This window comes from Streptomyces sp. NPDC002580 (assembly GCF_042889485.1).
In the GTDB taxonomy this organism is placed as follows: Bacteria; Actinomycetota; Actinomycetes; order Streptomycetales; family Streptomycetaceae; genus Streptomyces.
In genome coordinates this window covers 141,631-167,979 of the sequence record NZ_JBIAQZ010000003.1, presented here as the reverse complement: position 1 = coordinate 167,979, position 26,349 = coordinate 141,631, and the positions used below count along the sequence as shown (strand labels likewise).

General features: G+C 71.7%; 20 protein-coding genes and 1 tRNA gene. 10 read left to right on the top strand and 11 right to left on the bottom strand.

Going from position 1 to position 26,349, the window contains the following annotated elements; translation table 11 throughout:
* Window positions 1–16 precede the first annotated feature (16 nt).
* From cydB to ACFYW7_RS11675, 4 genes are all read left to right on the top strand, one after another.
* On the top strand, window positions 17–1,024 hold the full coding sequence (cydB, locus tag ACFYW7_RS11690) for a cytochrome d ubiquinol oxidase subunit II (protein ID WP_389500701.1): 1,008 nt from the start codon (window positions 17–19) through the stop codon (window positions 1,022–1,024).
* Window positions 1,025–1,084: 60 nt separating this feature from the next.
* Complete coding sequence (gene cydD / locus ACFYW7_RS11685) at window positions 1,085–4,618, top strand: thiol reductant ABC exporter subunit CydD (RefSeq protein WP_389500699.1); 3,534 nt, start codon at window positions 1,085–1,087, stop codon at window positions 4,616–4,618.
* Between the two features lie 144 nt (window positions 4,619–4,762).
* The gene (locus tag ACFYW7_RS11680; RefSeq protein ID WP_389500697.1) at window positions 4,763–6,481 is read left to right on the top strand and encodes a GAF domain-containing protein; all 1,719 of its coding nucleotides are present in this window, start codon (window positions 4,763–4,765) and stop codon (window positions 6,479–6,481) included.
* 254 nt (window positions 6,482–6,735) lie between these two features.
* Window positions 6,736–7,779 (top strand): M23 family metallopeptidase, encoded by a 1,044-nt coding sequence (locus ACFYW7_RS11675; RefSeq protein WP_389500695.1) that lies wholly within the window; start codon window positions 6,736–6,738, stop codon window positions 7,777–7,779.
* A gap of 232 nt (window positions 7,780–8,011) precedes the next feature.
* Here ACFYW7_RS11675 and ACFYW7_RS11670 read toward each other — a convergent pair whose 3' ends face one another.
* The 6 genes from ACFYW7_RS11670 to ACFYW7_RS11645 all read right to left on the bottom strand — a co-directional run bounded on the left by ACFYW7_RS11670 (window position 8,012) and on the right by ACFYW7_RS11645 (window position 14,473).
* Window positions 8,012–8,899: a Cof-type HAD-IIB family hydrolase gene (locus tag ACFYW7_RS11670; RefSeq protein ID WP_389500693.1), complete on the bottom strand. Its 888-nt coding sequence runs from the start codon at window positions 8,897–8,899 to the stop codon at window positions 8,012–8,014.
* 95 nt (window positions 8,900–8,994) lie between these two features.
* The gene (locus ACFYW7_RS11665; RefSeq protein WP_389500691.1) at window positions 8,995–9,897 is read right to left on the bottom strand and encodes an LLM class flavin-dependent oxidoreductase; all 903 of its coding nucleotides are present in this window, start codon (window positions 9,895–9,897) and stop codon (window positions 8,995–8,997) included.
* A 72-nt stretch (window positions 9,898–9,969) separates the two neighbouring features.
* The gene (locus ACFYW7_RS11660) at window positions 9,970–10,518 is read right to left on the bottom strand and encodes an RNA 2'-phosphotransferase (protein WP_389500689.1); all 549 of its coding nucleotides are present in this window, start codon (window positions 10,516–10,518) and stop codon (window positions 9,970–9,972) included.
* 266 nt (window positions 10,519–10,784) lie between these two features.
* The gene (locus ACFYW7_RS11655; protein ID WP_389500687.1) at window positions 10,785–11,729 is read right to left on the bottom strand and encodes a MerR family transcriptional regulator; all 945 of its coding nucleotides are present in this window, start codon (window positions 11,727–11,729) and stop codon (window positions 10,785–10,787) included.
* 24 nt (window positions 11,730–11,753) lie between these two features.
* Window positions 11,754–12,659, bottom strand: a complete 906-nt coding sequence (locus ACFYW7_RS11650; protein WP_389501623.1) for a metal-dependent hydrolase — start codon at window positions 12,657–12,659, stop codon at window positions 11,754–11,756.
* A 44-nt stretch (window positions 12,660–12,703) separates the two neighbouring features.
* Entirely contained in the window at window positions 12,704–14,473 is a 1,770-nt protein-coding gene (locus ACFYW7_RS11645; protein ID WP_389500685.1) for an SDR family oxidoreductase, read from the bottom strand.
* Window positions 14,474–14,875: 402 nt separating this feature from the next.
* Between ACFYW7_RS11645 and ACFYW7_RS11640 the strand changes: the two genes are divergently transcribed.
* The 6 genes from ACFYW7_RS11640 (at window position 14,876) to ACFYW7_RS11615 (ending at window position 19,180) form a co-directional block, all read left to right on the top strand.
* Complete coding sequence (locus ACFYW7_RS11640) at window positions 14,876–15,892, top strand: ABC transporter ATP-binding protein (RefSeq protein ID WP_389501621.1); 1,017 nt, start codon at window positions 14,876–14,878, stop codon at window positions 15,890–15,892.
* Entirely contained in the window at window positions 15,882–16,787 is a 906-nt protein-coding gene (locus tag ACFYW7_RS11635) for an ABC transporter permease subunit (RefSeq protein WP_389500683.1), read from the top strand. The genes ACFYW7_RS11640 and ACFYW7_RS11635 overlap by 11 nt, the downstream gene beginning before the upstream one ends.
* Entirely contained in the window at window positions 16,784–17,695 is a 912-nt protein-coding gene (locus tag ACFYW7_RS11630; RefSeq protein ID WP_389500680.1) for an ABC transporter ATP-binding protein, read from the top strand. The genes ACFYW7_RS11635 and ACFYW7_RS11630 overlap by 4 nt, the downstream gene beginning before the upstream one ends.
* A gap of 10 nt (window positions 17,696–17,705) precedes the next feature.
* On the top strand, window positions 17,706–18,425 hold the full coding sequence (locus ACFYW7_RS11625) for an ABC transporter permease (protein ID WP_389500678.1): 720 nt from the start codon (window positions 17,706–17,708) through the stop codon (window positions 18,423–18,425).
* Between the two features lie 130 nt (window positions 18,426–18,555).
* On the top strand, window positions 18,556–18,831 hold the full coding sequence (locus ACFYW7_RS11620; RefSeq protein ID WP_389500676.1) for a hypothetical protein: 276 nt from the start codon (window positions 18,556–18,558) through the stop codon (window positions 18,829–18,831).
* A gap of 262 nt (window positions 18,832–19,093) precedes the next feature.
* Window positions 19,094–19,180, top strand: a tRNA-Ser gene (locus ACFYW7_RS11615).
* 76 nt (window positions 19,181–19,256) lie between these two features.
* Here ACFYW7_RS11615 and ACFYW7_RS11610 read toward each other — a convergent pair.
* The 5 genes from ACFYW7_RS11610 to ACFYW7_RS11590 form a co-directional block, all read right to left on the bottom strand.
* A complete protein-coding gene (locus ACFYW7_RS11610) occupies window positions 19,257–20,111 on the bottom strand; it encodes an HAD family hydrolase (protein ID WP_389500674.1) in 855 nt (284 codons plus the stop codon).
* Window positions 20,108–21,385 carry a serine--tRNA ligase gene (gene serS / locus ACFYW7_RS11605; protein WP_389500672.1) on the bottom strand — a complete coding sequence of 426 codons (1,278 nt, stop codon included), beginning with the start codon at window positions 21,383–21,385 and terminating at the stop codon, window positions 20,108–20,110. The genes ACFYW7_RS11610 and serS overlap by 4 nt, the downstream gene beginning before the upstream one ends.
* 569 nt (window positions 21,386–21,954) lie before the next feature.
* Window positions 21,955–22,902, bottom strand: a complete 948-nt coding sequence (pheA, locus tag ACFYW7_RS11600) for a prephenate dehydratase (protein WP_389500669.1) — start codon at window positions 22,900–22,902, stop codon at window positions 21,955–21,957.
* 139 nt (window positions 22,903–23,041) lie between these two features.
* Window positions 23,042–24,355 (bottom strand): iron uptake transporter deferrochelatase/peroxidase subunit, encoded by a 1,314-nt coding sequence (gene efeB / locus ACFYW7_RS11595; RefSeq protein WP_389500667.1) that lies wholly within the window; start codon window positions 24,353–24,355, stop codon window positions 23,042–23,044.
* Window positions 24,356–24,363: 8 nt separating this feature from the next.
* Complete coding sequence (locus ACFYW7_RS11590; RefSeq protein ID WP_389500665.1) at window positions 24,364–26,337, bottom strand: copper resistance CopC/CopD family protein; 1,974 nt, start codon at window positions 26,335–26,337, stop codon at window positions 24,364–24,366.
* Window positions 26,338–26,349 lie beyond the last annotated feature (12 nt).

Sequence of the window (26,349 nt, the reverse complement as noted above, 5' to 3'; positions counted from 1 at the left end):
AGGGAGCTGCTGAGTCATGGAACTTCACGACGTCTGGTTCGTCCTCATCGCGGTCCTCTGGATCGGCTACTTCTTTCTGGAGGGCTTCGATTTCGGAGTCGGCATCCTGACCAAGCTGCTGGCCCGCGACCGCACCGAGAAGCGGGTGCTGATCAACACGATCGGCCCCGTGTGGGACGGCAACGAGGTGTGGCTGCTCACGGCGGGCGGTGCCACGTTCGCGGCCTTCCCCGAGTGGTACGCCACGCTCTTCTCGGGCTTCTACCTGCCACTCCTGATCATCCTCGTCTGCCTGATCGTGCGCGGTGTCGCCTTCGAGTACCGGGCGAAGCGGCCCGAGGAGAACTGGCAGCGCAACTGGGAGACGGCGATCTTCTGGACCTCCCTGATCCCGGCCTTCCTGTGGGGTGTGGCCTTCGGCAACATCGTGCGCGGGGTGAAGATCGACCGGGACTTCGAGTACGTGGGCGACTTCTGGGACCTGCTCAACCCGTACGCGCTGCTCGGCGGTCTGGTCACGCTGACGCTGTTCACGTTCCACGGGGCGGTGTTCGTCGGGCTCAAGACGGTCGGCGACATCCGTGAGAGGGCACGCAAGCAGGCGCTGTGGATCGGCCTGGCGACGGCCGTGCTGGCGCTGATCTTCCTGTTCTGGACCCAGGTCGAGAACGGTGACGGCGCGTCGCTGGTCGCCCTGGTGGTGGCCGTGGCGGCTCTCGTCATGGCACTGGTGGCCGTCAACGGCGGGCGCGAGGGCTGGGCCTTCATCCTCTCGGGGATCACCATCGTGGCTGCCGTCGCGATGCTCTTCCTGGCTCTCTTCCCGGACGTCATGCCGTCCTCGCTCAACGAGGACTGGAGCCTCACGGTCTCCAACGCCTCGTCGAGTCAGTACACCCTGAAGATCATGACCTGGTGCGCGGTGGTCGCCACGCCGATCGTCCTGCTTTACCAGAGCTGGACCTATTGGGTGTTCAGCAAGCGCATCGGTACGCACCACATCGCCGTGGACGTGTCGCACTGAGTCCGAGATAGCGGCATGTTTCACGTGGAACGTGCCTGATGAGCCAGGGGTGTGTTTCACGTGAAACCAATCGATCCGCGTCTGCTCCGGTACGCCCGAGCCACTCGCTTCTTCCTCGGGGCGGTCGTGGGGCTCGGCGTCGCCGGAGCGGCGCTCATCATCGCCCAGGCGATGCTCATCGCCGAAGTGGTGGTCGGCGCCTTCCAGCACGGGCTCTCCGTCGCCGAACTCCGTACGCCTCTGGTGCTGCTGGCCGTCGTGGCGATCGGGCGGGCGACGGTGGCCTGGCTCACCGAACTCGCCGCGCACCGGGCGAGTGCGGCGGTCAAGTCGGAGCTGAGGGGGCGACTGCTGGAGCGGGCCGCGTCTCTCGGGCCCGGGTGGCTCGGCGGCCAGCGGACCGGCTCGCTGGTCACCCTCGCGACGCGGGGAGTCGACGCGCTCGACGACTACTTCTCGCGCTACCTGCCACAGCTGGGGCTCGCCGTGGTGGTTCCGACGGCGGTGCTGGCGCGGATCGTCACCGAGGACTGGGTGTCGGCGGCGATCATCGTCGGAACGCTCCCCCTGATCCCCCTGTTCATGATCCTGATCGGCTGGGCCACCCGCACCCATATGGACCGCCAGTGGCGGATGCTGTCCCGTCTGTCCGGGCATTTCCTGGACGTGGTGGCGGGACTGCCGACCCTCAAGGTGTTCGGCCGGGCCAAGGCCCAGGCGGAGTCGATCCGGAAGATCACCGGGCAGTACCGGCAGGCGACCATGCGGACGCTGCGGATCGCGTTCCTCTCGTCCTTCGCCCTGGAACTGCTCGCCACCATCTCGGTCGCCCTGGTCGCGGTGACCATCGGAATGCGGCTCGTCCACGGTGAGATGGACCTGTACGTCGGTCTCGTCATCCTCGTGCTGGCCCCCGAGGCCTATCTGCCGCTGCGACAGGTGGGAGCCCAGTACCACGCCGCCGCCGAAGGCCTCGCGGCCGCCGAGGAGATCTTCTCGGTGCTGGAGACCCCGGCCCCGAGGTCCGGTTCGCGGCAGGTGCCCGAGGGGGAGATCGCCTTCGAGGGAGTGACCGTGCGCTACCCGGGGCGTTCCACGGACGCGGTCCGGGACGTCTCCCTCACGGTCGGCCCCGGCGAGACGGTCGCCCTGGTCGGACCCAGCGGCACGGGCAAGTCGACGCTGCTGAACGTCCTGCTCGGGTTCGTCGAGCCCACCTCCGGCCGGGTCCTGGCCGGGGGCGTCGATCTCGCCGAAGCGGAACTCGCGCAGTGGCGTTCACGGATCGCCTGGGTGCCGCAGCGACCGCACCTGTACGCCGGAACGATCGCCGAGAACGTTCGACTGGCCCGCCCGGACGCCGACGACGCGGCGCTGCGCCGGGCCCTGGCCGACGCGGGCGCGGCCGGATTCGTCGACGCGCTGCCGGAGGGGGCCGACACGGTCCTCGGCGAGGACGGCGCCGGGCTGTCGGCCGGCCAGCGTCAACGCCTGGCCCTCGCCCGGGCGTTCCTCGCGGACCGCCCGGTGCTGCTTCTCGACGAGCCGACGGCCTCGCTCGACGGGGCGACCGAGGCCGAGGTCGTGGCGGCGGTGCGCCGGCTCGCGGTGGGCCGGACCGTCCTGCTGGTCGTGCACCGGCCGGCCCTGCTGGAGGTGGCGGACCGGGTGGTGCGCCTGGACACGGCCGTGTCGGCCGAGCCGCGGCCGGAGCCCGCGGGCCTCGTCGGTCATCCCGGGCTCCCGGAAGCCGTCCGTTCGGCGCCGGCCAGGGAAGTCGAGCCGGAAGGCGCGGCCCCGGCCGACGGCGAAGGACGTGTCCCGGCGCCCCGGAACCGGACCGACGTACTCGCCCGTATCCGTGCCATGGCGGTCCCCCGGCGCAGGCCGCTCGCGCTCGCCCTGCTCCTCGGCAGCCTCGCGCTCGGCAGCGCGGTCGGCCTGATGGCCACCTCGGGATGGCTCATCTCGCGGGCCTCCGAGCAGCCGCCGGTGTTCTATCTGATGGTCGCCGTGACGGCCACCAGGACGTTCGGCATCGGGCGCGCGGTGTTCCGGTACGCGGAGCGGCTCGTGTCGCACGACGCGGTGCTGCGGATGCTGGCCGACACGAGGGTGGCCGTGTACCGGCGACTGGAGCGGCTCGCACCCGCCGGACTGCGGGCCACCCGGCGCGGCGACCTGCTGTCGCGGCTCGTCGCCGACGTGGACGCGTTGCAGGACTACTGGCTCCGATGGCTGCTGCCGGCCGGGGCGGGCGCCCTGGTGTCCGCCGCCTCCGTCGGATTCACCGCCTGGCTGCTGCCCGAGGCCGGTGCCGTTCTCGCCGCCGGTCTGCTCGCGGCCGGTGTCGGTGTTCCGGCGCTGACCGGTGCCGTGGCGCGCCGGGCGGAGCGACGGCTGGCGCCCGCACGCGGTCTGCTGGCCACCCAGACGGCCGATCTGCTCACGGGGACCGCGGAGTTGGCTGTCGCGGGTGCGCTGCCCGCCCGTATCGCGCGGACGCGGCGAGCCGACACCGTCCTCACCCGCATCGCCTCGCGGGCCGCGACCGCGACCGCCCTCGGTGACGGGCTCACGGCACTCGTGTCCGGGCTCACCGTGGCGGTCACCGCTCTCGTGGGCGCCCAGGCGGTCCTCGCCGGGCGTCTGGACGGTGTGGCGATGGCGGTTGTCGTCCTCACCCCGCTCGCCGCGTTCGAGGCGGTCATGGGACTCCCGCTCGCCGTCCGGTACCGCCAGCGGGTGCGCAGGAGCGGGGAGCGCGTGTACGAGGTGCTGGACGCCGCCGATCCCGTACGGGAACCCGAACCGTCACGGCCGGCGCCCGCGTCGCCGTTCCCGCTCCGGGTGGAGGGGCTCCGGGCTCGTCACGCGGGACAGGACCGGGACGCGCTGGCCGGCGTCGACCTGACCCTCGAGGAGGGCCGCAGGATCGCCGTGGTGGGTACGTCCGGCGCGGGCAAGACGACGCTCGCACAGGTGCTGCTGCGGTTCCTGGACGCGGAAGCGGGTTCGTACACGCTGGGAGGCGTGGACGCGTGCGCGATGGACGGGGACGCCGTGCGACGACTGGTCGGGCTGTGTGCCCAGGACGCGCACCTCTTCGACAGCACCGTGCGCGAGAACCTGCTGCTCGCCCGCCGGGGCGCGACCGAGGCCGAACTGCGCGACGCGCTCGGGCGGGCCCGGCTCCTCGACTGGGTGGACGGGCTGCCCGCCGGGTTCGACACTTTGATCGGCGAGCACGGAGCACGGCTGTCCGGGGGCCAGCGGCAGCGGCTCGCGCTGGCCCGCGCGCTGCTCGCCGACTTTCCCGTACTCGTTCTCGACGAGCCGGCGGAACACCTCGACCTGCCGACGGCCGACGTGCTCACCGCGGATCTCCTGGCCGCGACCGAGGGGCGTACGACCGTTCTGATCACTCACCGGCTGGCCGGCCTGGAGACGGTGGACGAGGTGATCGTGCTCGCGGAGGGACGGGTGGTCCAGCGCGGGGCGTTCGCGGAGCTGTCGGTGGTGGAGGGTCCGCTGCGGGAGATGGTGGAACGCGAGACCGCGGGAGACCTGCTGGTGGGCGCGGTGCAGGGCTGAGCACGGTGCGGGGTGGGGCGTGCGTGCGACGCTGAGCGCGGTGCGGTGCGGTGAGGTACGGGGCGTGGTGATGGGCGGGGCGCGACCTCCGGCCACTCCTGATCTCGACTTTCCCGTACAAAGCCGACTTATTAGGCTCAAGGCATGTCAGCAGCTTTGGACTCCCCCGGCGCGGACGCGAGCAGGAGTGCGGCGGCCCGGGAGGGCCGTGGCCCGGGCGGGCTGTCCGCCGAGCTGACCGAACGGGTGACGCGGCTGCTGGAGGCGGTGCGGTCGGTCGGTTCGGGGCTGGAGCTGCATTCCACGCTGGACCGGATCTGCGAGACCGCCGCCGAGCTCACGGACGCGCGCTACGCGGCCATCGGGGTCGTGGCCGAGAAGGGGGAAGGCCTCGCGGACTTCGTCCATCACGGCGTGGACGAGCGGACCGCCCGACGGATCGGGCGATTGCCCGACGGCCGTAAAGGGCTGCTGGGGGCGCTCGCCCACGGTCCGGAGCCGGTGCGGCTCGCCGACCTGGCCGAGGACCCGCGCTCCTGCGGGTTCCCGCCGGGGCATCCGCCGATGCGCAGCTTCCTCGGAGTGCCGATCCGGGTGCAGGGGGAGATCTTCGGGAACCTGTACCTCACGGAGAAGCGCGGCGGCGGTGCCTTCGGCGACGACGACCTCGGCATGGTCCGGGTGCTGGCCACGGAGGCCGGCATCGCGATAGGCAACGCCCGGCTGTACGAGGCGGCGAAGCAGCGTGAGCGCTGGATCGACGGCTCGGTGGCCGTCACCACCGCGCTCCTCTCGGGCGGCGACGCCGAGGAGGCGTTGCAGGTCGTCGCCGAGCAGGCGCGCCGGCTCTCCGGTTCCGCCGCGGGGATCGTGCTGCTGCCCGCCGAGGAGGGCGGCCTGGAGATCGTCGCGGTCGCCTCGGAACAGCCCCCGAAGACCCTCGGCATGGTCTTCCCGCCGGAGAGCGAGCTGGTCGCCGAACTCCGCGCGGGAAGGCCCGTGTTCGTGGAGGACGCGGCGCTCGACCCGCGCATGCTCACGGACAGGGCCAGGGACTACGGGCCCGTCATGATGCTTCCCCTCCAGAGCGACGGGCGGGTCATCGGCGCCCTCGTCACCCCGCGGCCTCGCGGAGGACGCCCGTTCACGGCGAGTGAGCGGGACCTCGCCGCGCGGTTCGCCTCGCAGGCCGCGCTGGCGCTGATGACGGCCGAGACCCAGCGGGACCGGGAACGGCTCGTGGTCTACGAGGACCGCGACGAGATCGCCCGAGACCTGCACGACCTGGTCATCCAGCGGCTGTTCGCCACCGGGACGATGCTGGAGGGCGCGCAGCGCCGGTCGAACGTGCCCGAGGTGCGCCGGGGCATCGGCAGGGTGGTGGACGAACTCGACGTCACCATCCAGGAGATCCGTACCGCGATCTTCGCGCTCCAGCAGGCGCCCGCCGAAGTGCCGTCCGGGCTGCGGGCCCGCGTCCTGCGCGAGGTCAACATGGCCGCCGTACCTCTCGGTTTCACACCGGGACACCACTTCACCGGGCCCGTGGACACGCTGGTCGGCGATCTCACCGGCAAGAACCTCATAGCGGCGCTGCGAGAAGCACTGTCCAACGCCTTCCGGCACGCTGGGGCCTCCCGTATCGAGGTCTCCGTCGACGCCGGCGTCCGGCTGCCGGACGGCCGGCCCGGGGTGCGGCTCTCCGTCGCGGACGACGGGGTGGGCATCCCCGACGGCGGCAGGCGCAGCGGCCTGAAGAACCTGGAGCGACGCGCCGAGTCACTGGGCGGGGCCGGCTGGTACGGGCCGGGGATCGGCGAGAACGGCGGCGGTACGGAAGTGGTGTGGCAGGCGCCGTACTGAGAGCCCCGGAGCGGGAAGCCCCGATCCCCCTGTGTGGAGAGCCCGTTCGGCCGCTTCTCGCGTAGGCCCGGCGGGCGTCCCGAGCGGTGTTCCGCGTTCGGTGCACGTTCGGCACCCGCGGCGGCACCCGCGCCGCGGGCAGGCCACCGGTACGCGGCTGTCCGGCCCCCTCACTGAGCCATTCGTGACGTCCCGTCCCCCAGGTGTACGCCTTGAACGGGCCGAGTCCGAAGGCGCGGGCCACGATCGCTTGCATGCGCCCCTCTCGTCGCCGTTCCCTGTTCGTACCGGCGCTGTTGTGCGCGCTCGCGGTCCTCGCGCCCCGGCCGGCGGTGGCCGAGGGGGACGGCGCGGATCCCGGCGTCAGCGCTCAGGTGGCGCGGCTGTACGAGGACGCCTCCGTGGCGACGCGGCAGTTCGAGGACGGACGGCTGGATGCCGAGGCGCAGCGTGACCGGGCCGAGCGGTCCGAGCGGCTCCTGGCGCGGGAGCGGCGGGAGACCGAGGTGCTGCGCCGGGACCTGGGCCGTATCGCGCGGGCCCAGTACCGGCAGGGCGGCGGGCTGCCGTACACGGCCCAGATCCTGTTCGCGAAGGACCCTGGCGACCTGATGCGTGGTCAGCACGCCGTGTGGAGAGCCGAGGTGGCCGTCGCCAACGCCGTCGCCAAGAGCCGGCGCGCCGAGGGCCGGCTCGCGGCGGTCGACGCGGAGGCGCAGGCCGCGTGGCGGACGCTGGAGAAGCGGAACGGTGAACTCGCCGAGATGAAGCGGACCATCGATGCGAAGCTCGACGAGGCGCGGTCGGTGCTCCAGGGCCAGGCGGACGTCTCGGTGGCGGCGGGCGCCTGCCGGGGTGCCGTCCGCCTCGACCAGCCGCCGCTGGACTCCGCGCGCGCCTGGGTCGCGCCCGTGGAGACGTACGAACTCTCCGCGGGCTTCGGCAGCGGGGGCGAGCGCTGGGCGCACCGGCACACGGGGCAGGACTTCGCGGTGCCCATCGGCACGCCGGTGCGGGCGGTCGGCGCGGGCCGGGTGGTGAAGGTGTCCTGCGGCGGTGCCTTCGGCATCGAGATCGTGATCGAGCACCCCGGCGGCTACTACACGCAGTACGCGCACCTCGCGGCGGTCGCGGTCGACCAGGGGCAGCGGGTTCCGGCCGGGCAGTGGATCGGGCAGTCGGGCACGTCCGGCAACTCGACCGGCCCGCATCTGCACTTCGAGGTGCGGGTGACGCCGGAGCTGGGATCGTCGATCGACCCGGTGCCGTGGCTCGCGGAGCACGGCGTGGACGTGTAGGTCCGTCGGATCCGCGGGCCGGTCCTGCGGGGCGGTCGCCCCGGGACCGTCGTCCGGCCCCGGGGAAGCCCTTGTCTTGGCGCGATGCCGATGATGGACCCGGGGAGGCCTGCCGGCCACCCGCGGCGGTGCCGCGAAGCGACCGCCGCCGTGCCCGCGCGGCAGGTCCGCGCAGGCCCGGCGGTCGGACCACCGGGCCGCAGGACCTGTCGCGACAGGTCCTGCGGCGGTCCTACGTCCGGTCCGCCAGGATCCGCTCGATGACGACGGCCACCCCGTCCTCGTTGTTCGCGACCGTGCGCCCGGAGGCCGCGGCGATCACGGCGGGGTGGGCGTTGCCCATCGCGTAGGACCGGCCGGCCCAGCTGAGCATCTCGACGTCGTTCGGCATGTCACCGAAAGCGACGACCTCCTCGGGGGAGATGCCGCGCTCGGAGCAGCACAGCGCGAGGGTGCTGGCCTTGGAGACCCCGGGGCCGCTGATCTCGAGCAGGGCGCTGGGGCTCGACCGGGTCACGTTGGCCCGGTCGCCGATGGCCGGCCGGGCGACGGCGAGGAAGTCGTCCGGGTCCATGTCCGGGTGGAACGCGAGCACCTTCAGCACCGGCTGGTCGGCGTCCAGCGCGTCCTCGGCGAGGAGCTTCTCGGCCGGCAGGACGATCTCCGGGGGCTCCATGTGCATCAGGGGGTAGCCCGGTTCGAGGTGGAGGCCGAACGTCCGCTCGACGGCGCAGACGGTGCCGGGCGCGGCGGAGCGCAGGATCTGGATGACATCGAGGGCGATGTCGGGCGCCAGTTCGCGGATCTTGACGAAGCGGTGGGCGCCGGGGCCGCCGTGGAGGTCGACCACGGCGGCGCCGTTGCCGCAGATCGCCAGGCCGTGCCCGTGGACGTGGTCGCTGACGACGTCCATCCAGCGGGCGGGGCGGCCGGTGACGAAGAAGACCTCGATGCCGGCCTGTTCGGCGGCGGCGAGGACGGCGATCGTGCGGTCGGACACCGATTTGTCGTCACGCAACAAGGTGCCGTCGAGGTCCGTGGCGATCAGCCGGGGCGGGACGGTGGAGGCCGGAGTCTCGGGCCGGCGAGTCGCTGAGGTCACGTGCCCATTCTCCCGCATATGCGCGCACGGCCGTGCGGCGGTCCGCACAGTTGAGTGGTTACCGTCCTCGGCGGTGCGGCACGCCCTGTCCGGCCACGGCCCGGCGCCGGGTCTCAGGCCAGCTGGGCGACCGCCTCCGTCGCGATCCGCTCGAAGACCTTCTCGTCGGCCGCGAAGTCCGAGTCGGGGATCGGCCAGTGGATCACGATGTCGGTGAAGCCCAGCTCCTTGTGCCGGCCCGCGAAGTCGACGAACGCGTCGAGGGACTCCAGGGGGCGCCCCCGGTCGGGGGTGAAGCCGGTCAGCAGTACCTTGTCGAGCTCCGCGACGTCCCTGCCGATCTCGGCGCAGGCGTCGGCGAGCTTGGCGACCTGTCCGCGAATGGCTTGAACCGACTGCTCGGGGGTGCCCGTCTCGAACAGCTTCGGGTCGCCGGTCGTCACCCACGCCTGTCCGTGCCGGGCGGCGAGCCGCAGGCCGCGGGGACCGGTGGCGGCCACCGCGAACGGCAGCCGGGGACGCTGGACGCAGCCCGGGATGTTGCGTGCCTCGTGCGCGGAGTAGAAGTTGCCGCCGTACGAGACGGAGTCCTCGGTGAGGAGCCGGTCGAGCAGCGGCACGAACTCGCCGAAGCGGTCGGCGCGCTCCCGTGGGGTCCAGGGGTCCTGGCCGAGCGCGGTGGCGTCGAAACCGGTCCCGCCCGCCCCGATGCCCAGCGTGACCCGGCCGTTCGAGATGTCGTCCAGGGAGATCAGCTCTTTGGCGAGGGTCACCGGGTGCCGGAAGTTCGGCGAGGTCACGAGCGTGCCGAGGCGCAGCCGGTCGGTGACGGCGGCCGCCGCGGTGAGGGTCGGCACGGCTCCGAACCACGGGCCGTCGCGGAAGGTCCGCCACGACAGATGGTCGTAGGTGAACGCGGTGTGGAAGCCGAGCCGCTCAGCGCGCTGCCACGCGGAACGCCCGCCCTCGTGCCAGCGGACGTACGGCAGGATCACGGTGCTCAGGCGCAGACTCATGCATCGAGCGTAAGCGGAGCCGGGGCGTGGTCGTGGCCACCGCCGGGCCGTTCCCGTCCGCCGCACCCGGGATCAGTGAGCCCCGGGAAACCGCACGTACCGCGGAGGCACGGACGCCGCCAGCCAGACGCCGTTGGCACTGACCCGGAACTCGTGGCCGTCGCGGTGCATGGCGGCGGCGTCCACGGACAGCACGACCGGGCGGCCGCGGCGGGCGCCGACGCGGACGGCGGTCTCCCGGTCCGGTGAGAGGTGCACGTCGTGCCGGTTCATGGGCTTGAGGCCCTCGGCCCGGATCGCTTCCAGGTTGCGGGCCACGGTGCCGTGGTAGAGGTACGCAGGCGGGGTCGCCGGGGACAGGCCGAGGTCGATCTCGACGGAGTGGCCCTGGCTGGCCCGGATCCGGGTCCCCTCGACGGCGAATCGGCGCTTGTCGTTGTTGGCCACCACGTGGTCGAGCTCTTCGCGGGTGAACCGGAAGCCGTGCGCCGTCGCCGCTGCGATCAGGGTGTCGATCTCGACCCAGCCGCCCTCGCCGAGCGTGAGGCCGATGCGCTCGGGCTGGTGCCGCAGGTGCTTCGAGAGGTACTTCGACACCTTCACGGTGCGTCTGTCATCCATCGGTTCATCCGTCCGTCCGGAGGTCGGTCCGTCCGGCTGTCCGATCTTCCGGTCATCGGTTCGCTCATCGGATCGGTCCTCGTTCCGATCGCCCGCCTGTTCCTCCGCCTGTTCCGGCGCTTGTTCCTTCGTCTGATCGTTCATCCACCCAGCCTGCCTGGCGAGAGGTGTGTCACGCATTTGATTTTGATTCGGAGGTTTGATCCACAGCCAAGTTCGTTTATCCACAGGTGAATTGACGAATCTGTGGACAACGCGCATGCGCTTTAGGGTAGTTCGTCAACAGTTTCGGGATTGGCGGCATTTGCCGTGAGGCGGTCCAACGTGCGTGTCTGCAGCTCTCGTTCGGCGGCGGCCGCGACGAACGCGGCGGCGTGCTCGGCGCCAACGAGGTGTTCCACCGCGCGCATTGTCCCGCCCGGCATCTCCACCGTGCGCACGCCTTCCCGCTCCGGCAGGGGCGCTCCCGCCGAGAGGTGTCGGCTCAGGTGGCGTGTGGCGAAGATCCGTATGGCGCGGGCCAGTTCGGCGTCCACGGTCTGCTGCGCGAGCGGCCGCAGGCGTCGGACGAGTGCGGCCGCCTCGGCCGCCTCGGCGTCACTCGGCGGACGCTCTCCGAGATAGCGCGCGAAGACATGCTCCGTGGTGAACTCCAGGAAGCGGGAGGCGATGTGCTCGACCTGCCCCCTCAACTCCCGCAGATGAGCGGAGATCGCGGACAACGGGACGCCCGCCGCGTACAACTCGACCGCCGCGGCCAGCTCTTGGGGGCTCGGGACGAGGAAGGACTCCTCCTCGCCCGGAACCGGTTCGAGCACGCCGAGCTCCACGGCCTCGGCCACTGCGGCGTCGTCGGGGCGAGGGCCGAAGCGCTCGTCCAGCTCGGCCCGGGAGATCCGGGCGGGCTCCTCGTCGGTCCAGGGCCCGTCGACCTCCGCGACCAGACCGAGTATTCCGCCGAGGCCCCGGCCCGCGTCCCAGGCCTCCAGGAGCTCCTTGATCGAGGCCAGCGTGTAGCCGCGGTCGAGGAGATCGGCGATCTGCCGCAGCCGTGCCAGATGGGCGTCCGCGTACACGTTCGCGCGTCCGCGCCGCTCGGGACGGGGAAGCAGCCCGCGGTCCTGGTAGGCGCGGATCGTCCGGACCGTGGCTCCGCTGTGGTGTGCCAGGTCCTCGATGCGGTACGCGATCCCGCCCGGCTCCTCGCTCATCTCTTCCGCTCCCGCCCTTCCGGCCTACGAGGCCGCCGCCCGCCCGATCGCCCCCACCGCCGACCGCGCCGCGGGCGACTGCGCCAGGTACTCGAGGGCCCTGAGCAGCGAGCCCTCCTTCGACGGATGGTACGACCGGCGCAGATAGCGCGGAATCGCGGCGCCGAGCTCCTTCCAGGTGGGCAACAGCCCCTTGCGGACCGCCTTGTCGTGGCCGGCGAGCGAGTAGCGCAGCCGGCCGGCGAGCTGCGGGTCGTGGCGGATCAGATAGGCCGCCCCCCACACCCACATGTAGAGCATCATCGGCGCGGTGACGGCCATGCCCGCGATCCGCCGGGCGTACCGGGGCACGCCCTCGCCGCCGCAGTGCTGGTACAGGTCGAAGGCGACCGAGCGGTGCTCGACCTCCTCCGCACCGTGCCAGCGCAGCAGGTCGAGCATGACCTCGTCGGCGTCGGCGAGATCCAGGCCGTCCGCCGTCAGTACCCAGTCGCCCAGCACCGCCGTGAACTGCTCGATCGCCGCGACCATGGACAGCCGGAAACGCAGCCACTCGCGCGCCGGGACCGGCATGCCCAGGGGCGGTTCGTCGCCGAGGAGCCGCTCGAAGAGGAAGTCGACGTACCGGGTGAACGCGGTGGTGTCGAGCCGCTGGGCGGCGAGGTGGTCGAGGACGTACGCGTGCTGCACGCTGTGCGTGGCCTCCTGCCCCATGAACCCCTTGACGTCCTTGCGGAGTCCGGGGTCGCGGACCAGCGGCAGCGCCTCCTTGAGGACCTTCACGAACCACCGCTCCCCGGTCGGCAGCAGCAGGTGCAGCACGTTGATGACATGGGTGGCGACGGGCTCGTCCGGGATCCAGTGCAGCGGGGTGTTCTCCCAGTCGAAGGACACCCGTCTCGGCACGATCGCGTGCTGGTCACCGCTCACGGGGCCGTCGGCCGGTCCGTCCGTCGCGTCGCTGGGTCGTTCGGTCACGGCTTCGGCTCCATTCGGGCGAGGGCACGCAGCGCCCTGGGGGCGAAGCGGCGCATGAGGTGGGCGCCGCGTGCCTCCGGGGTGACCGGCACGAACGCCTCGTCGCGGACGACCGCGCGCAGGATCGCGTCGGCGACCTTCTCCGGCGGGTAGTCGCGCAGCTTGTACAGGCGCGCCGCCCTCTTGCGGCGGCGCTGCTCCTCGGCCTCGGCGACGCCGGCGAAGCGCGTGGCCGAGGGGATGCCGGTGTTGACGAAGCCGGGACAGATCGCCGAGACACCGATGCCCCGCCCGGCCAGCTCCGCGCGCAGACACTCGCTGAGCATCAGGACGGCCGCCTTGGAGGTGCTGTACGCGGGCAACGCCTTCGACGGCTGGTACGCGGCCGCCGACGCGATGTTGACGATGTGGCCGCCCTGGCCGCGTTCGGCCATCTGCCCGCCGAACAGCCGGCAGCCGTGGATCACGCCCCAGAGATTGACGTCGAGGACCTGCTTCCAGTCCTGCGGGGTCGTGTCGAGAAAGGAACCGGCCAGTCCGATCCCGGCGTTGTTCACCAGCACGTCCACCACGCCGTACTCGGTGGCGACCTTCTCGGCGAGCTTCTCCATGGCCTGCTCGTCGGAGACGTCGACCGTCTCGGCCCAGGCCGCGGGCGAACCGATCAACCGGCACATCCGCGCGGTGTGGACCGCCGTCTCCGCGTCCCGGTCGACGGCCACCACCCGGGCGCCCGACTCGGCGAAGGCGAGTGCCGTCGCCCGCCCGATGCCGCTGCCGGCGCCGGTCACCAGCACCAGCTGACCGCCGAAGCGGTGGGCGTACCTGCCGGTGGCCGCCGGTTCGGGTGCGGGCGTCCCGGCCTCGCGCCGTTCGTTGGCGGTCACGAACTCGGATACCCAAGCGGCCAGTTGGTCGGGGCGGGTGCGCGGAATCCAGTGCTTGGCCGGGAGGGTGCGCCGCACCAGCCGGGGAGCCCACCTCTCCAGGTCGTCGTAGAGGCTCTCGGAGAGGAAGGCGTCCCCGAGGGGGGTGACGAGCTGGACGGGCGCGTGCGCGTACGCGTCCTCGCGGGGGCGGCGGAGCCGGGGCCGTACGTTGTCGCGGTAGAGCCATGCGCCGTGCGCCGCGTCGGAGGGCAGCGACCCGGTCGGGTAGTCGCCCGCGGGAACCTTCTCCAGCCGCTGGAGGATCTTCGGCCACCGCCTGCCCAGCGGCCCGCGCCAGGCCAGCTCGGGCAGCACCGGCGTGTGCAGCAGGTACACGTACCAGGACTTCGCGCCCTGGCCGAGCAGTTGGCCCACCCTGCGCGGGGTGGGCCGGGTCGCCCGCCGCTTGATCCAGTGGCCGAAGTGGTCGAGGGACGGCCCGGACATCGACGTGAAGGAAGCGATCCGGCCCTTGGTGCGTGCGACCGTGACGAACTCCCACGCCTGCACCGAACCCCAGTCGTGGCCCACCAGATGCACCGGCTCACCGGGACTGACCGCGTCGACGACCGCGAGGAAGTCGTCGGTGAGCTTCTCCAGGGTGAACCCGCCGCGCAGTGGCCGCGGCGCGGTCGAACGACCGTGTCCCCGGACGTCGTACAGCACGACATGGAAGCGGTCGGCGAGGCGTACGGCGACCTCGGACCACACCTCCTTGGAGTCCGGATAGCCGTGGACGAGCACCACGGTCGGCTGTCTCCCGTCGCCCAGTTCGGCGACGCACAGCTCGATCCCGCCCGTCCGCACCCGCCGCTCGCGCGCGCCCTCGAGACTCACCTGTCCTCCTCCCGGCGCCGCGCGTGCGCCGCCTCGCGCTCGGTGACACCGGGCCCCGGCCGGGCTGCGACTGCTCCCGCGCGCGCGAGGCGCCCCACCTGTCCGAACCCGCTTGGTTCCACGGAGAGTTCGCCTGTCACTGCCGTCGTCATGCCACCGCCCACCCTGTCCCCATCGACCGCGGTACGTGCCCGAAACGTGACACTGGTGAATGTGACAGTTGTCGGAGGTCGCGTCAATGGGCCCGTGGGAGCCTGTGGACAACCGGTCGGAGCGGGACGGTTCCGGCTCGGGGTACCTGAGGGGGACCCCTACGGGCACGTACGACTGGAGGCTGACGCGCATCCCACTCCGTGGGTTGACGACCTCTGTGTCCCGCGCCACTACCTTCGAAACGTGACTGTGATCGCGACCGAAAGCCTGAGCAAGCGGTTCCCCCGGGTGACCGCGCTTGACCGGCTCTCCGTGGACGTCGGGCCCGGTGTGACCGGACTCGTCGGAGCCAATGGAGCCGGCAAGTCCACCCTGATCAAGATCCTGCTGGGTCTGTCCCCCGCCACCGAGGGCCGCGCCACCGTGCTCGGCCTCGACGTCGCCACCGAAGGCGGCGCCATTCGCGAGCGGGTCGGCTACATGCCCGAGCACGACTGCCTGCCGCCCGACGTGTCGGCCACCGAGTTCGTCGTCCACATGGCGCGGATGTCCGGGCTGCCGCCGGCCGCGGCCCGCGAGCGCACCGCGGACACCCTGCGCCACGTCGGTCTGTACGAGGAGCGGTACCGCCCCATCGGCGGCTACTCGACCGGCATGAAGCAGCGCGTCAAGCTCGCGCAGGCCCTCGTCCACGACCCCCAGCTGGTCTTCCTGGACGAACCGACCAACGGCCTGGACCCGGTCGGCCGCGACGACATGCTCGGACTCATCCGCCGCATCCACACGGACTTCGGCATCTCGGTCCTGGTCACCTCGCACCTCCTGGGCGAACTGGAGCGCACCTGCGACCACGTCGTGGTCGTCGACGGCGGCAAGCTGCTGCGCTCCAGCTCCACCACGGACTTCACCCAGACCACCACCACCCTCGCCATCGAGGTCACCGACACCGACGAGCACCCGGACGGCACGGCCGCCGTGCGCGAGGCGCTCCACAAGCGCGGGATCGAGACCCACGACGGCAGCGGGCTGCCGGGCGCCGGACACATCCTGCTGCTGACCACCGAGAGCGAGGACACCTACGACCTCGTCCGTGACGTGGTCGCCGACCTCGGCCTCGGCCTGGTCCGCATGGAGCAGCGCAGGCACCACATCGCCGAGGTCTTCAAAGACAGCGACGAGCAGCGGGCCAGGGAAGAGCGAGCGGCGAGCGGCGACCCGCGAGCCGAGGACGAGCAGCGGAAGGAGGCGGTCGGCCATGGCGGTTGAGCAGCCCCTCGCCCCGGCGGGCGAGCAGAGCCGGATCCACAACATCGGCTACCGCAACTACGACGGCCCGCGGCTCGGCCGCGCCTACGCGCGCCGCTCCCTCTACTCGCAGTCCCTGCGCGGCTCCTACGGACTCGGCCGTTCGGTCAAGTCCAAGGTCCTGCCGATGCTGCTCTTCGTGGTGATGTGCGTCCCCGCGCTGATCATGGTGGCCGTCGCGGTCGCCACCAAGGCGAAGGACCTGCCCGTCGACTACACGCGCTACGCGGTGATCATGCAGGCGGTCATCGGCCTGTACGTCGCCTCGCAGGGCCCCCAGGCGGTCTCCCGCGACCTGCGGTTCAAGACCGTGCCGCTGTACTTCTCGCGCCCCATAGAGACCGGCGACTACGTACGCGCCAAGTACGCGGCGCTGGCCTCGGCGCTCTTCATCCTCACCGCCGCCCCGCTGGTCGTGCTGTACGTGGGCGCGCTGCTGGCCAAGCTCGACTTCTCCGACCAGAGCAAGGGCTTCGGGCAGGGGCTCGTCTCCGTGACGCTGCTCTCGCTCCTGTTCGCCGGCATCGGCCTGGTCATCTCGGCGGTCACCCCGCGCCGCGGCTTCGGCATCGCGGCCGTCATCGCGGCCCTGACCATCTCCTACGGAGCGGTCTCCACCGTCCAGGCCATCGCCTACGAGCAGTCCAGCGGCTCAGCCGTCCCGTGGCTCGGGCTCTTCTCGCCGATCACCCTCATCGACGGAGTGCAGACGGCGTTCCTCGGTGCCTCCTCCGCCTTCCCCGGAGAGGTGGGCCCCTCGTCCGGACAGGGCGTCGTCTACCTCGTCGTCGTCCTGGGTCTCATCGCCGGCTGCTACGGACTCCTGGTGCGCCGCTACCGAAAGGTCGGGCTGTGACAACGCTCCACATCGACCACGTCTCACGCTGGTTCGGCAACGTGGTGGCGGTCAACGACATCACGATGACGATCGGCCCCGGCGTCACCGGCCTGCTCGGCCCGAACGGCGCCGGGAAGTCCACCCTCATCAACATGATGGGCGGCTTCCTCGCCCCCTCGACGGGCACGGTCACCCTCGACGGCCGGCCGACCTGGCGCAACGAGGACATCTACCGGCACATCGGCATCGTCCCCGAGCGCGAGGCGATGTACGACTTCCTCACCGGACGCGAATTCGTCGTCGCCAACGCCGAGTTGCACGGCCTCGGCGCGAAGGCCGCCGGGCGGGCCCTGGCCACCGTCGAGATGGAGTACGCGCAGGACCGCAAGATCTCCACGTACTCCAAGGGCATGCGGCAGCGCGTGAAGATGGCGTCCGCGCTGGTCCACGACCCGTCGCTGCTGCTGCTCGACGAGCCGTTCAACGGCATGGACCCGCGCCAGCGCATGCAGCTCATGGACCTGCTGCGCCGCATGGGCGACGAGGGCCGCACCGTGCTGTTCTCGTCCCACATCCTCGAAGAGGTGGAGCAGCTGGCCGCCCACATCGAGGTGATCGTCGCCGGACGGCACGCGGCGAGCGGTGACTTCCGGCGCATCCGCCGGCTGATGACCGACCGGCCGCACCGCTATCTGGTCCGCTCCAGCGACGACCGGGCGCTGGCCGCCGCGTTGATCGCCGACCCGTCGACGTCCGGCATCGAAGTCGATCTGGCCGAGGGCGCGTTGCGCATCCAGGCCGTCGACTTCGGCCGGTTCACCGTCCTGCTGCCGAAGGTCGCGCGTGAGCACGGCATCCGGCTGCTGACGGTGTCGCCGTCCGACGAGTCCCTGGAATCCGTCTTCTCGTATCTTGTCGCGGCGTAGGAGGCCGAAGATGTACGACCCCACAGTCGCCCGGCTCACCTATCGGGGCCTGCTCGGCCGCCGACGGGCCCTCATTCTCGGCGCCCTGCCCGTCCTGCTCATCGTGATCTCCGCGGCCGTCCGCGGCTTCTCGGGGACCGACGACCAGGTGGCCTCGGACCTGCTCGGCGGGTTCGCGCTCGCCACCATGGTGCCGATCATCGGCGTCATCGCCGGCACGGGAGCGATCGGACCCGAGATCGACGACGGCTCGGTGGTGTATCTGCTGGCCAAGCCCCTGAAGCGGCCGACGATCATCTTCACCAAGCTGATCGTCGCGATCGCCGTCACCATGGCGTTCTCGGCGGTCCCGACCTTCATCGCGGGCATGATCCTCAACGGCAACGGCCAGCAGATCGCCGTCGCCTACACCGTGGCCGCGCTGGTCGCCTCGATCGCCTACGCGGCGATGTTCCTGCTCCTGGGGACCGTCACCCGGCACGCCGTGGTCTTCGGACTCGTGTACGCGCTCGTCTGGGAGGCCCTGTTCGGGTCCCTGGTCTCCGGCGCGCGCACCCTCAGCGTCCAGCAGTGGGCGCTCGCGGTGGCCCACAAGGTGACCGGCGGTGACCTGGTCACCTCGGACGTGGGCCTCCCGACGGCGACGACCCTGCTGGTCGTGGTCACCGTCCTCGCCACCTGGTACGCGGGGCAGCGGCTGCGGTCGCTGACGCTGGCCGGCGAGGAGTGAGCCGGGGCTCTTCGCGCGGGCCGCCGATCGCCCGGCACCCGCGCGAGGAGCCCCTTCCCTTTCTTGACAGTGACTTCACTCCGGCCCGGGCACACTGGGCGAACGGGGACGCACGGCCAGGAGGACGGGGATGGCAGCCGAGGAACCACGGGGTGACGGTCGCGAAGAGGCCGGGGGCGCGTCCGGGGACGGGCTCGGAGACCCGGCCGGGGAGCCGTGGGACGACCTCGTCCTGGACGAGGACTTCGTACGGTCGGCGGAGACGACCGAGCCGTCGGCCCGGGCCCGTATGCTCGCCGCCCGCTGGCGCGAGGGAGGCCCCGACCCGCAGCCCTGGCGCTCGGACGAGCCGCCCGCGGGGTGGTTCTTCAGCAGGGCGCGCCGCCGCCGGTGGCGTCGCAGGTGAGGGCCGCCGCGAGCGGCGATTAATCAGTGGCGCCCAAGTCGGCGCGGGGGCACAGTAGTTCTGTCCGCGCCGCCGCACAGAGCAGGCGCCACGTTCTGGGAGAGGAGCGCGACGATGTTCATCAGGAGCAGTTCGTCGAGCTCCCGACAGGACAGCCCGCGGCGGGTTCCGGAGTAGTCACTACCTCCGTCGAACCCGCTCCGCACGGGGAGCTGTCCGGGGCGGCCGCTTCGAGCGCGCGTCACGCGCGGGCCGCCCACCCGGAGGATTGGCCGAGTGGAAAGGCAGCGGCTTGCTAAGCCGTCGTCGGGGGTGAGACCCCGCGCGCGTTCGATCCGCGCATCCTCCGCAAGACGTTCCGGCCCGGCCACCGATCAGCGGTGGTCGGGCTTTAGCCGCCCCGCCGCGGGGTGGAGCGGCGTCCGCTACGCCTGCGCCAGCAACCGCTCCAGCACCACCGCGATGCCGTCCTCCTCGTTCGAGGACGTCACCTCGTCCGCGATCGCCTTGAGGTCGTCGTGGGCGTTGGCCATGGCCACCCCGTGCGCCGCCCAGGCGAACATCGCGAGGTCGTTCGGCATGTCGCCGAAGGCGATCGTGTCCGAGGCCCTGACGCCGAGGCGCCGGGCCGCCAGCGACAGTCCCGTCGCCTTGGAGAGGCCGAGGGGGAGGAGTTCCACGATCCCCGCGCCGGCCATCGTCACACCGACGAGTCCGCCCGCGACCCGCAGCGCCACAGCCGCGAGCTCGTCGTCGGAGAGCGTCGGATGCTGGACGTACACCTTGTTCAGCGGGGCCGACCACAGGTCCGACGCGCCCCTGATCGGGACGACCGGGAGTGAGCCCTCCAGCCTGCGGTAGCCGGGGCCGACCAGCACCTCGCCGTCGAGCCCGTCGCGGCTCGCGGCCAGCAGCAGCGGGCCCACCTCCGCCTCGATCTTGGCGAGCGCGAGACCGGCCAGCTGCCGGTCCAGCGTCACCGAGGTGAGCAGGCGGTGCTCCCCCGCGTGGTAGACCTGCGCGCCCTGACCGCAGACCGCGAGTCCCTCGTAGCCGAGGTCGTCGAGGATGTGCCGCGTCCAGGGCACCGCGCGCCCGGTGACGATGATGTGGGCGGCGCCTGTCGCCGTCACGGCGGCGAGCGCCTCGCGCGTACGCGCCGAGACCGTCTCGTCGGAACGCAGCAGTGTTCCGTCGAGATCGGTCGCGACGAGCTGGTACGGGAAGGCCGCCGCCCTGCCGGCCCTGGAGGATCCCGTCGGCCCGGTGGCGCTGCTCACTTGGAGATCGGCTCCAGAAGTTCACGGCCGCCCAGGTAGGGGCGCAGCAGCTCGGGAACCCGTACCGAACCGTCGGCGAGCTGGTGGTTCTCCAGGATCGCGACGATGGTGCGCGGAACGGCGCACAGGGTGCCGTTCAGTGTGGCCAGCGGCTGGATCTTCTTGCCGTCGCGCATGCGGACGGAGAGCCGGCGGGCCTGGAAGCCGTCGCAGTTGGAGGCCGACGTCAGCTCGCGGTACTTGCCCTGGGTCGGGATCCACGCCTCGCAGTCGAACTTGCGTGAGGCCGAGGACCCCAGGTCACCGCTCGCCACGTCGATCACCTGGAAGGGCAGTTCGAGGGCGGTCAGCCACTGCTTCTCCCATTCGAGGAGCCGCTGGTGCTCGTTCTCGGCGTCCTCGGGGTCGACGTACGAGAACATCTCGACCTTGTCGAACTGGTGCACGCGGAAGATGCCGCGGGTGTCCTTGCCGTAGGTCCCGGCCTCGCGGCGGAAGCACGGGGAGAAACCGGCGTAGCGCATCGGCAGCTTGTCCGCGTCGAGGATCTCGTCCATGTGGTACGCGGCGAGGGGGACCTCGGAGGTGCCGACCAGGTAGTAGTCGTCCTTCTCCAGGTGGTACACGTTCTCCGCGGCCTGGCCGAGGAAGCCGGTGCCCTCCATCGCGCGCGGGCGGACCAGCGCGGGGGTCAGCATCGGCGTGAAGCCGGCCTCGGTGGCCTGCGCGATCGCCGCGTTGACGAGGGCGAGCTCCAGGAGCGCGCCGACGCCGGTCAGGTAGTAGAAGCGCGAGCCGGACACCTTGGCGCCCCGCTCGACGTCGATGGCGCCCAGCGCCTCGCCGAGCTCCAGGTGGTCCTTGGGCTCGAAGCCCTCGGCGGCGAAGTCGCGGATGGTGCCGTGCGTCTCCAGGACGACGAAGTCCTCTTCGCCGCCGACCGGGACGTCGGGGTGCACCAGGTTGCCGAGCCGGAGGAGGAGCCGCTTGGTCTCCTCGTCCGCCTCGTTCTGTTCGGCCTCGGCGGCCTTGACGTCGGTCTTGAGCTGCTCGGCCTTCTTCAGCAGCTCGGCGCGCTCATCAGGGGTGGCCTTGGGGATCAGCTTGCCGAGCGCCTTCTGTTCGGAGCGCAGCTCGTCGAAGCGGACGCCGGACGACCTGCGCCGTTCGTCGGCGGAGAGGAGGGAGTCGACGAGCGCGACGTCCTCTCCACGGGCGCGCTGGGAGGCGCGAACACGGTCGGGGTCCTCACGGAGCAGGCGAAGGTCAATCACCCCTCAAGGCTACCGGTGCGGGCTCGCGGCCAACGACCTCATATTCCGGAGCGTGAGGTCTGTGCCGTTATGGGTGAAATGTCGGACCGAATCCTTGATCGCCGAAAGCCGTCAAGGAAAAGCGTCCCGCCCCCTGGAAGGGGCGGTGGTGCCTCACCGGTTGACTGGATTTCCTTGCGGGGGAAGGGACTTGCGAGTCGGGTTGTCCACAGGAATCCACCCTCAGGGGTAGTTATCCACAGGCTGTGTGGAAGATCTGTGGATGCTGGAATTGATCATTCCGAGCGCCCCTCTGCGGCAGAGGAATTCCCGGTTCAAACCCTCTGTACGCCCACTTTCGGGTGTAAATGATTCGCCCTATAGGGTTGATCAATGGAAAAGGGTAGACGAAGGGTGTCGTACGAGGGTGTGGAAGGACTTGGGTCCAGTAACCGATTTGTCGATGATGTAGCGCTTCGTTGTCGACTTGTCCCCAGGTCGAGAAGCGTGCCTGTGGATAACCTCTGTGGATGAAGAAAATCAGCAGGTAGGACCGTGGGGACCTGCTCGGGCGGGTGTGGACCGGCCGTTCAGGGCCTCTCCTGGAACCGGCCGTCCTCGCAGCGGGCCAGCCAGTCCGACGCGGCGGAGAACTCGTCGTCCGAGGTCCCGGGCCGCAGGGGCCGCACGTCCCGCAGGGCGACACCGGCCCGCGGATAGGAACCGAGGAAACGCACCTGGGGGCAGATCCGCTTGAGGCCCATCAGCGCCTCGCCCATCCGGCGGTCGGTGATGTGTCCTTCGGCGTCGACCGAGAAGCAGTAGTTGCCGATTCCGCGGCCGGTCGGCCGGGACTCGATCCGCATGAGGTTGACGCCGCGCACGGCGAATTCCTGAAGCAGTTCGAGCAGCGCGCCGGGGTGGTCGTCGCCGAGCCAGATGACCACCGAGGTCTTGTCGGCACCGGTCGGCGCGGCGGGCCGGGCCGGGCGGCCGACCAGCACGAAGCGGGTCTCCGCGTTCGCCGCGTCGTGGATCTCGGTCACCAGCGGTTCGAGGCCGTACGTCACCGCGGCGAACGCACCCGCGAAGGCCGCGTCGTACCGGCCCTCCTGGACCAGTCGGGCACCGTCCGCGTTCGACGCCGCCGACTCCCACAGGGCGTCCGGCAGGTGCGCGGCCAGCCAGTTGCGCACCTGGGGCTGGGCGACCGGGTGTCCGGTGACCGTCTTGACGTCCTTCAGCGCCGTGCCGGGCCTGACCAGCAGGGCGAAGGCGATCGGCAGGACCACCTCGCGGTAGATCATCAACTGGTCGCCCTTGGCGAGTTCGTCGAGCGTGGCGGTGACGCCGCCCTCGACGGAGTTCTCGATCGGGACGAGCGCGCCCGCGGCCTGGCCGCCACGCACCGCGTCGAGCGCGGCCGGGACGGACACCATGGGCACCAGTTCCCGCGTCGCGGCTTCGGGGAGGGTGCGGAGGGCGGCCTCGGTGAACGTTCCCTCGGGGCCGAGATAGGTGTAGCGCGTCGCCGACATACCGTCACCCTAATGGGCCCCGCCGCACGCGGCTCCCGCCCGCGGAAGGCGATGACACCTCGGCACTCGGCTGCTCGGACGCCGGTGCTCCAGGGGTTCGGACGGTTGTCCGGCACCGCGCCGGGCCCGGGAGGTTCCCTCAGCCCTCCAGCAACCGCTGCCCCACGTACTCCCCGTCCGCCGCGCCGCCCGGAACCGCGAACAGCCCGCTCGACTCGTGGCGGACGAACGCCGAGAGCGCGTCGCCGCGGTCGAGTTTGCGCTGGACGGGGACGAAGCCGCGCACCGGATCGGCCTGCCAGCACACGAACAGCAGACCGGCGTCCGGCACCCCGTCGGCGTCGATGCCGTCGTGGAAGGAGAACGGGCGGCGCAGCATCGCGGCCCCGCCGTTCTGGTCGGGCCGGGTGATGCGGGCGTGCGCGTTGACGGGTACGACCAGGTTGCCGTCGGCGTCGGTCTTCTCCAGGTCCATCGCGGTCGTCTCGGTGCCGCCGCTCAACGGCGCCCCGGTGGACTTCCTCCGCCCGATGACGTCCTCCTGGGCCTTGTCCGAGAGCTTCTCCCAGTCGTCGAGAAGCATGCGGATGCGGCGGACGACGGCGTACGAACCGTCGGCCATCCATTCCGGGTCACCGGAGGCCGGTACGAAGACGCGCGGGCCGAAGTCGGGCTCGGACGGTTTCGGATTGCGGGTGCCGTCGATCTGGCCCATCAGGTTGCGCGCGGTCATCGGTTCGGCGGTGGCGCCCGGGGAGCGGTTGAAACCGTTCATCTGCCAGCGCACGCGCGCCGCGCCGCCCGCGTCCTTCTGGACGGCCCGCAGGGCGTGGAAGGCGACGAGGGCGTCGTTCGCGCCGATCTGCACCCACAGGTCGCCGTCGCTGCGGGCCCTGTCCAGGTGGTCGGAGGAGAAGGCGGGCAGCGGGTCCAGCGCGGCCGGACGCTGCTTCTCCAGGCCCGTACGCGCGAAGAAGCTGTGTCCGAAGCCGAAGGTGACGGTCAGGGACGACGGACCGGCGTCGCGCGCGACGCCCGTGTCCCCGTGCTCGGCGGCCTCGCCCGCCATGAGCCGCCGGGCCGTCACCGACCAGCGGCGCAGCAGCGCGCCGGCCTCCTTGCGTCCCGCGCCCGCCGCCAGGTCGAAGGCGACGAGGTGGCCGTGCGACTGGAGCGCCGTGGTGATGCCGGGCTGATGTTTCCCGTGAAACATTGCCATGTTCGCGCCGACCGAGGTCAACGCGGTGGTCTTCTCGGGGGACGGCGCCGCCGCGTAGCCCACGGCCGCCCCGGCCGCGCCGAGGGCGAGCCCGGTGGCACCGGCGGTGCCCAGCAGGCGGCGCCGCGACATGACCCCCGCGGGAGCGGCGTCCCTCGGGACGCCGTCGGGGGCGGACGCGTCCGGAGGGACGACGCCGGAGGTCAGGCCGGAGGAGGCGGACTGGTCAGGCATGGTCAGGTTCAGCCGATCTGCGCGTTCTTGGTCACGGTGGCCTGGTCGATGTCCGAGGTGCGCACGGTCACCGCGATCTTCCAGTCGCCCGCCATGGGGAGCTGTACGCCGATCGCCGTCCAGTGGCCGGTGGCGATCCGGTCGGGGGTGACGGGCAGCGGGCCGACATCCTTCGAGGCGAGCGTGAAGGCGACCTTCACCTCGGGGACGTCGAAGGCCTTGCCGTTCGGCCGGACCACGAAGACGTGCATCTCGTTGCCGCCGACCCGGGCCGGATCGAGGGTGACCTCCACCGTGCCCTTGCCGTCCTCGCCGCCGGTGTCGAACGGGAGCTTCAGGGACATCGGCCCGGACCGCTGCGAGGCGGACGCGGTGGCCGACCGGGCCGCTTCCTCCGTACGCCCCGGCTCGGTGGCCGTCAGAGCGGTCGTGACCGCGAGCAGGACGATCGCGACCCCGGCTTCGGCGAGCACGGAGCGGCGCAGACCCGACCGGTGCGGGTCGGCGTCGCGCACCCGCTTCTCGCGCGCCAGGTCCACGGCGGCCCGCTGCCGGGCGAGCTGAGCGGCCCGCCGTGAGTCGGAGGGGACGGAGTCGGCGGGGACGGTGGCCGGCGTCCTGCGCGCGGAGCGCTGTTCCACCAGGGCGGCGGCGACGGCCTCGGGAGCCGGTGCCTGAGCCAGTCGGCCCGTCCAGCGCCGCGAGATCCACGCGATGCCCACGAGAAGGGCGACCAGGCCGACCTTGACGAGCAGCAACCGCCCGTACGTCGTGTCGGTGAGCGCCGACCAGGAGCCGAGCTGCCGCCAGGACTGGTAGATCCCGGTGGCGACCAGGAGGAGGACACCGCCGAACGCGAGGCGGGAGAAGCGGCGTACGGCCGCCGCCTCGATCTGCGCTTCCGGCGGCGCCTTGAACAGGGCCACCAGCAGCGTCGAGAGGCCGCCGAGCCAGACGGCGACGGACAGCAGGTGCAGGATGTCCACGGGCATCGCGATGCCCGTCTGGACTCCGGTCGAGGCGTGCTCGGACATCGCCCAGGTCGCGGCGAGCCCGAGCGCGACGACCGCGCCGCCGACGGCGAGTCCGAAGGTGAGGTCCTTCTTCTCCGCGGCCGGGTCGGCGTCCGGGGCGGCGTCCGGATCCGTGACCCGGGCATCGGTGTCCCCGGCCTCGGCCGCGGCCCGTTCGTCCTCGTCCCGCTTGGCGTAGGCGCCGAACAGCACCGCGATGAACATCGCGGCCGCGGCGAGCAGCAGCAGCCGTGACACCAGCGCCGCGCCCGACTTGGTCTGCAGCACCTGCCCGAGCAGGGTGAGGTCGAAGATGTCGCCGACGTCTCCCGAGGTGACGTACGAGCCGCGCAGGAGCAGCAGGGCGAGGGTGGAGGCGGTCAGCGTCAGCCATCCCGAGACCACGAGCCGCTGCACCGGGCGCACGCCGGAGCCCCGCTGCCAGCACGCCAGCACGAAGGCGGCACCCCCGACGAGCAGGATGAATCCGGCGTACGAGAAGTAGCGCGCGGCTCCGTAGAGGAAGCCCACCACGCCGCCGCCCGCCGCTTGGTCGGACAGGGCGACGGAGGTCTGCGAGGGGGCGCCGATGGAGAAGGTGAAGGCGCCGGCGACGGGGTGGCTGTCCGCCGAGACCACCTGGTAGGTGACGGTGAACGTGCCGTCGGGCAGCCCCGCGTGCAGCTTCACGCCGTACTGGTTGCCGCCCAGGCCGCCGGCCGCGCCGGTGTCGACCCGCTTGCCCCGCGGGTCGAGCACGCGCAGCGAGTCGGCGTTCAGCGAGACCTGTTCGGAGAAGGTGAGCGAGATCCGGGCGGGTGCCTCGGCGACCACCGATCCCTGCTTCGGGTCGCTCCCGGTGAGCGCGGCGTGCGCGGACGCGGGCCCCGCGCCGGCCAGGAGCACGCCGAGGACGGCGAGGAGCAGCAGCGGAAGGGTCCGGAAGCGGGAGGCGATGGTCGGTTTCACGGTGATGCCTCC

Bases quoted from the DNA above. Each gene is read 5' to 3' on its own strand.
- ACFYW7_RS11655 (WP_389500687.1), bottom strand. From the start codon at position 11,729: ATGAGCGAGGAGCCGGGCGGGATCGCGTACCGCATCGAGGACCTGGCA.
- ACFYW7_RS11680 (WP_389500697.1), top strand. From the start codon at position 4,763: ATGTCAGCAGCTTTGGACTCCCCCGGCGCGGACGCGAGCAGGAGTGCG.
- pheA (WP_389500669.1), bottom strand. From the start codon at position 22,902: ATGTCGGCGACGCGCTACACCTATCTCGGCCCCGAGGGAACGTTCACC.
- ACFYW7_RS11625 (WP_389500678.1), top strand. From the start codon at position 17,706: ATGTACGACCCCACAGTCGCCCGGCTCACCTATCGGGGCCTGCTCGGC.
- ACFYW7_RS11660 (WP_389500689.1), bottom strand. From the start codon at position 10,518: ATGGATGACAGACGCACCGTGAAGGTGTCGAAGTACCTCTCGAAGCAC.
- efeB (WP_389500667.1), bottom strand. From the start codon at position 24,355: ATGCCTGACCAGTCCGCCTCCTCCGGCCTGACCTCCGGCGTCGTCCCT.
- ACFYW7_RS11670 (WP_389500693.1), bottom strand. From the start codon at position 8,899: ATGCGGGAGAATGGGCACGTGACCTCAGCGACTCGCCGGCCCGAGACT.
- cydB (WP_389500701.1), top strand. From the start codon at position 17: ATGGAACTTCACGACGTCTGGTTCGTCCTCATCGCGGTCCTCTGGATC.
- ACFYW7_RS11665 (WP_389500691.1), bottom strand. From the start codon at position 9,897: ATGAGTCTGCGCCTGAGCACCGTGATCCTGCCGTACGTCCGCTGGCAC.
- ACFYW7_RS11620 (WP_389500676.1), top strand. From the start codon at position 18,556: ATGGCAGCCGAGGAACCACGGGGTGACGGTCGCGAAGAGGCCGGGGGC.
- ACFYW7_RS11635 (WP_389500683.1), top strand. From the start codon at position 15,882: ATGGCGGTTGAGCAGCCCCTCGCCCCGGCGGGCGAGCAGAGCCGGATC.
- ACFYW7_RS11675 (WP_389500695.1), top strand. From the start codon at position 6,736: ATGCGCCCCTCTCGTCGCCGTTCCCTGTTCGTACCGGCGCTGTTGTGC.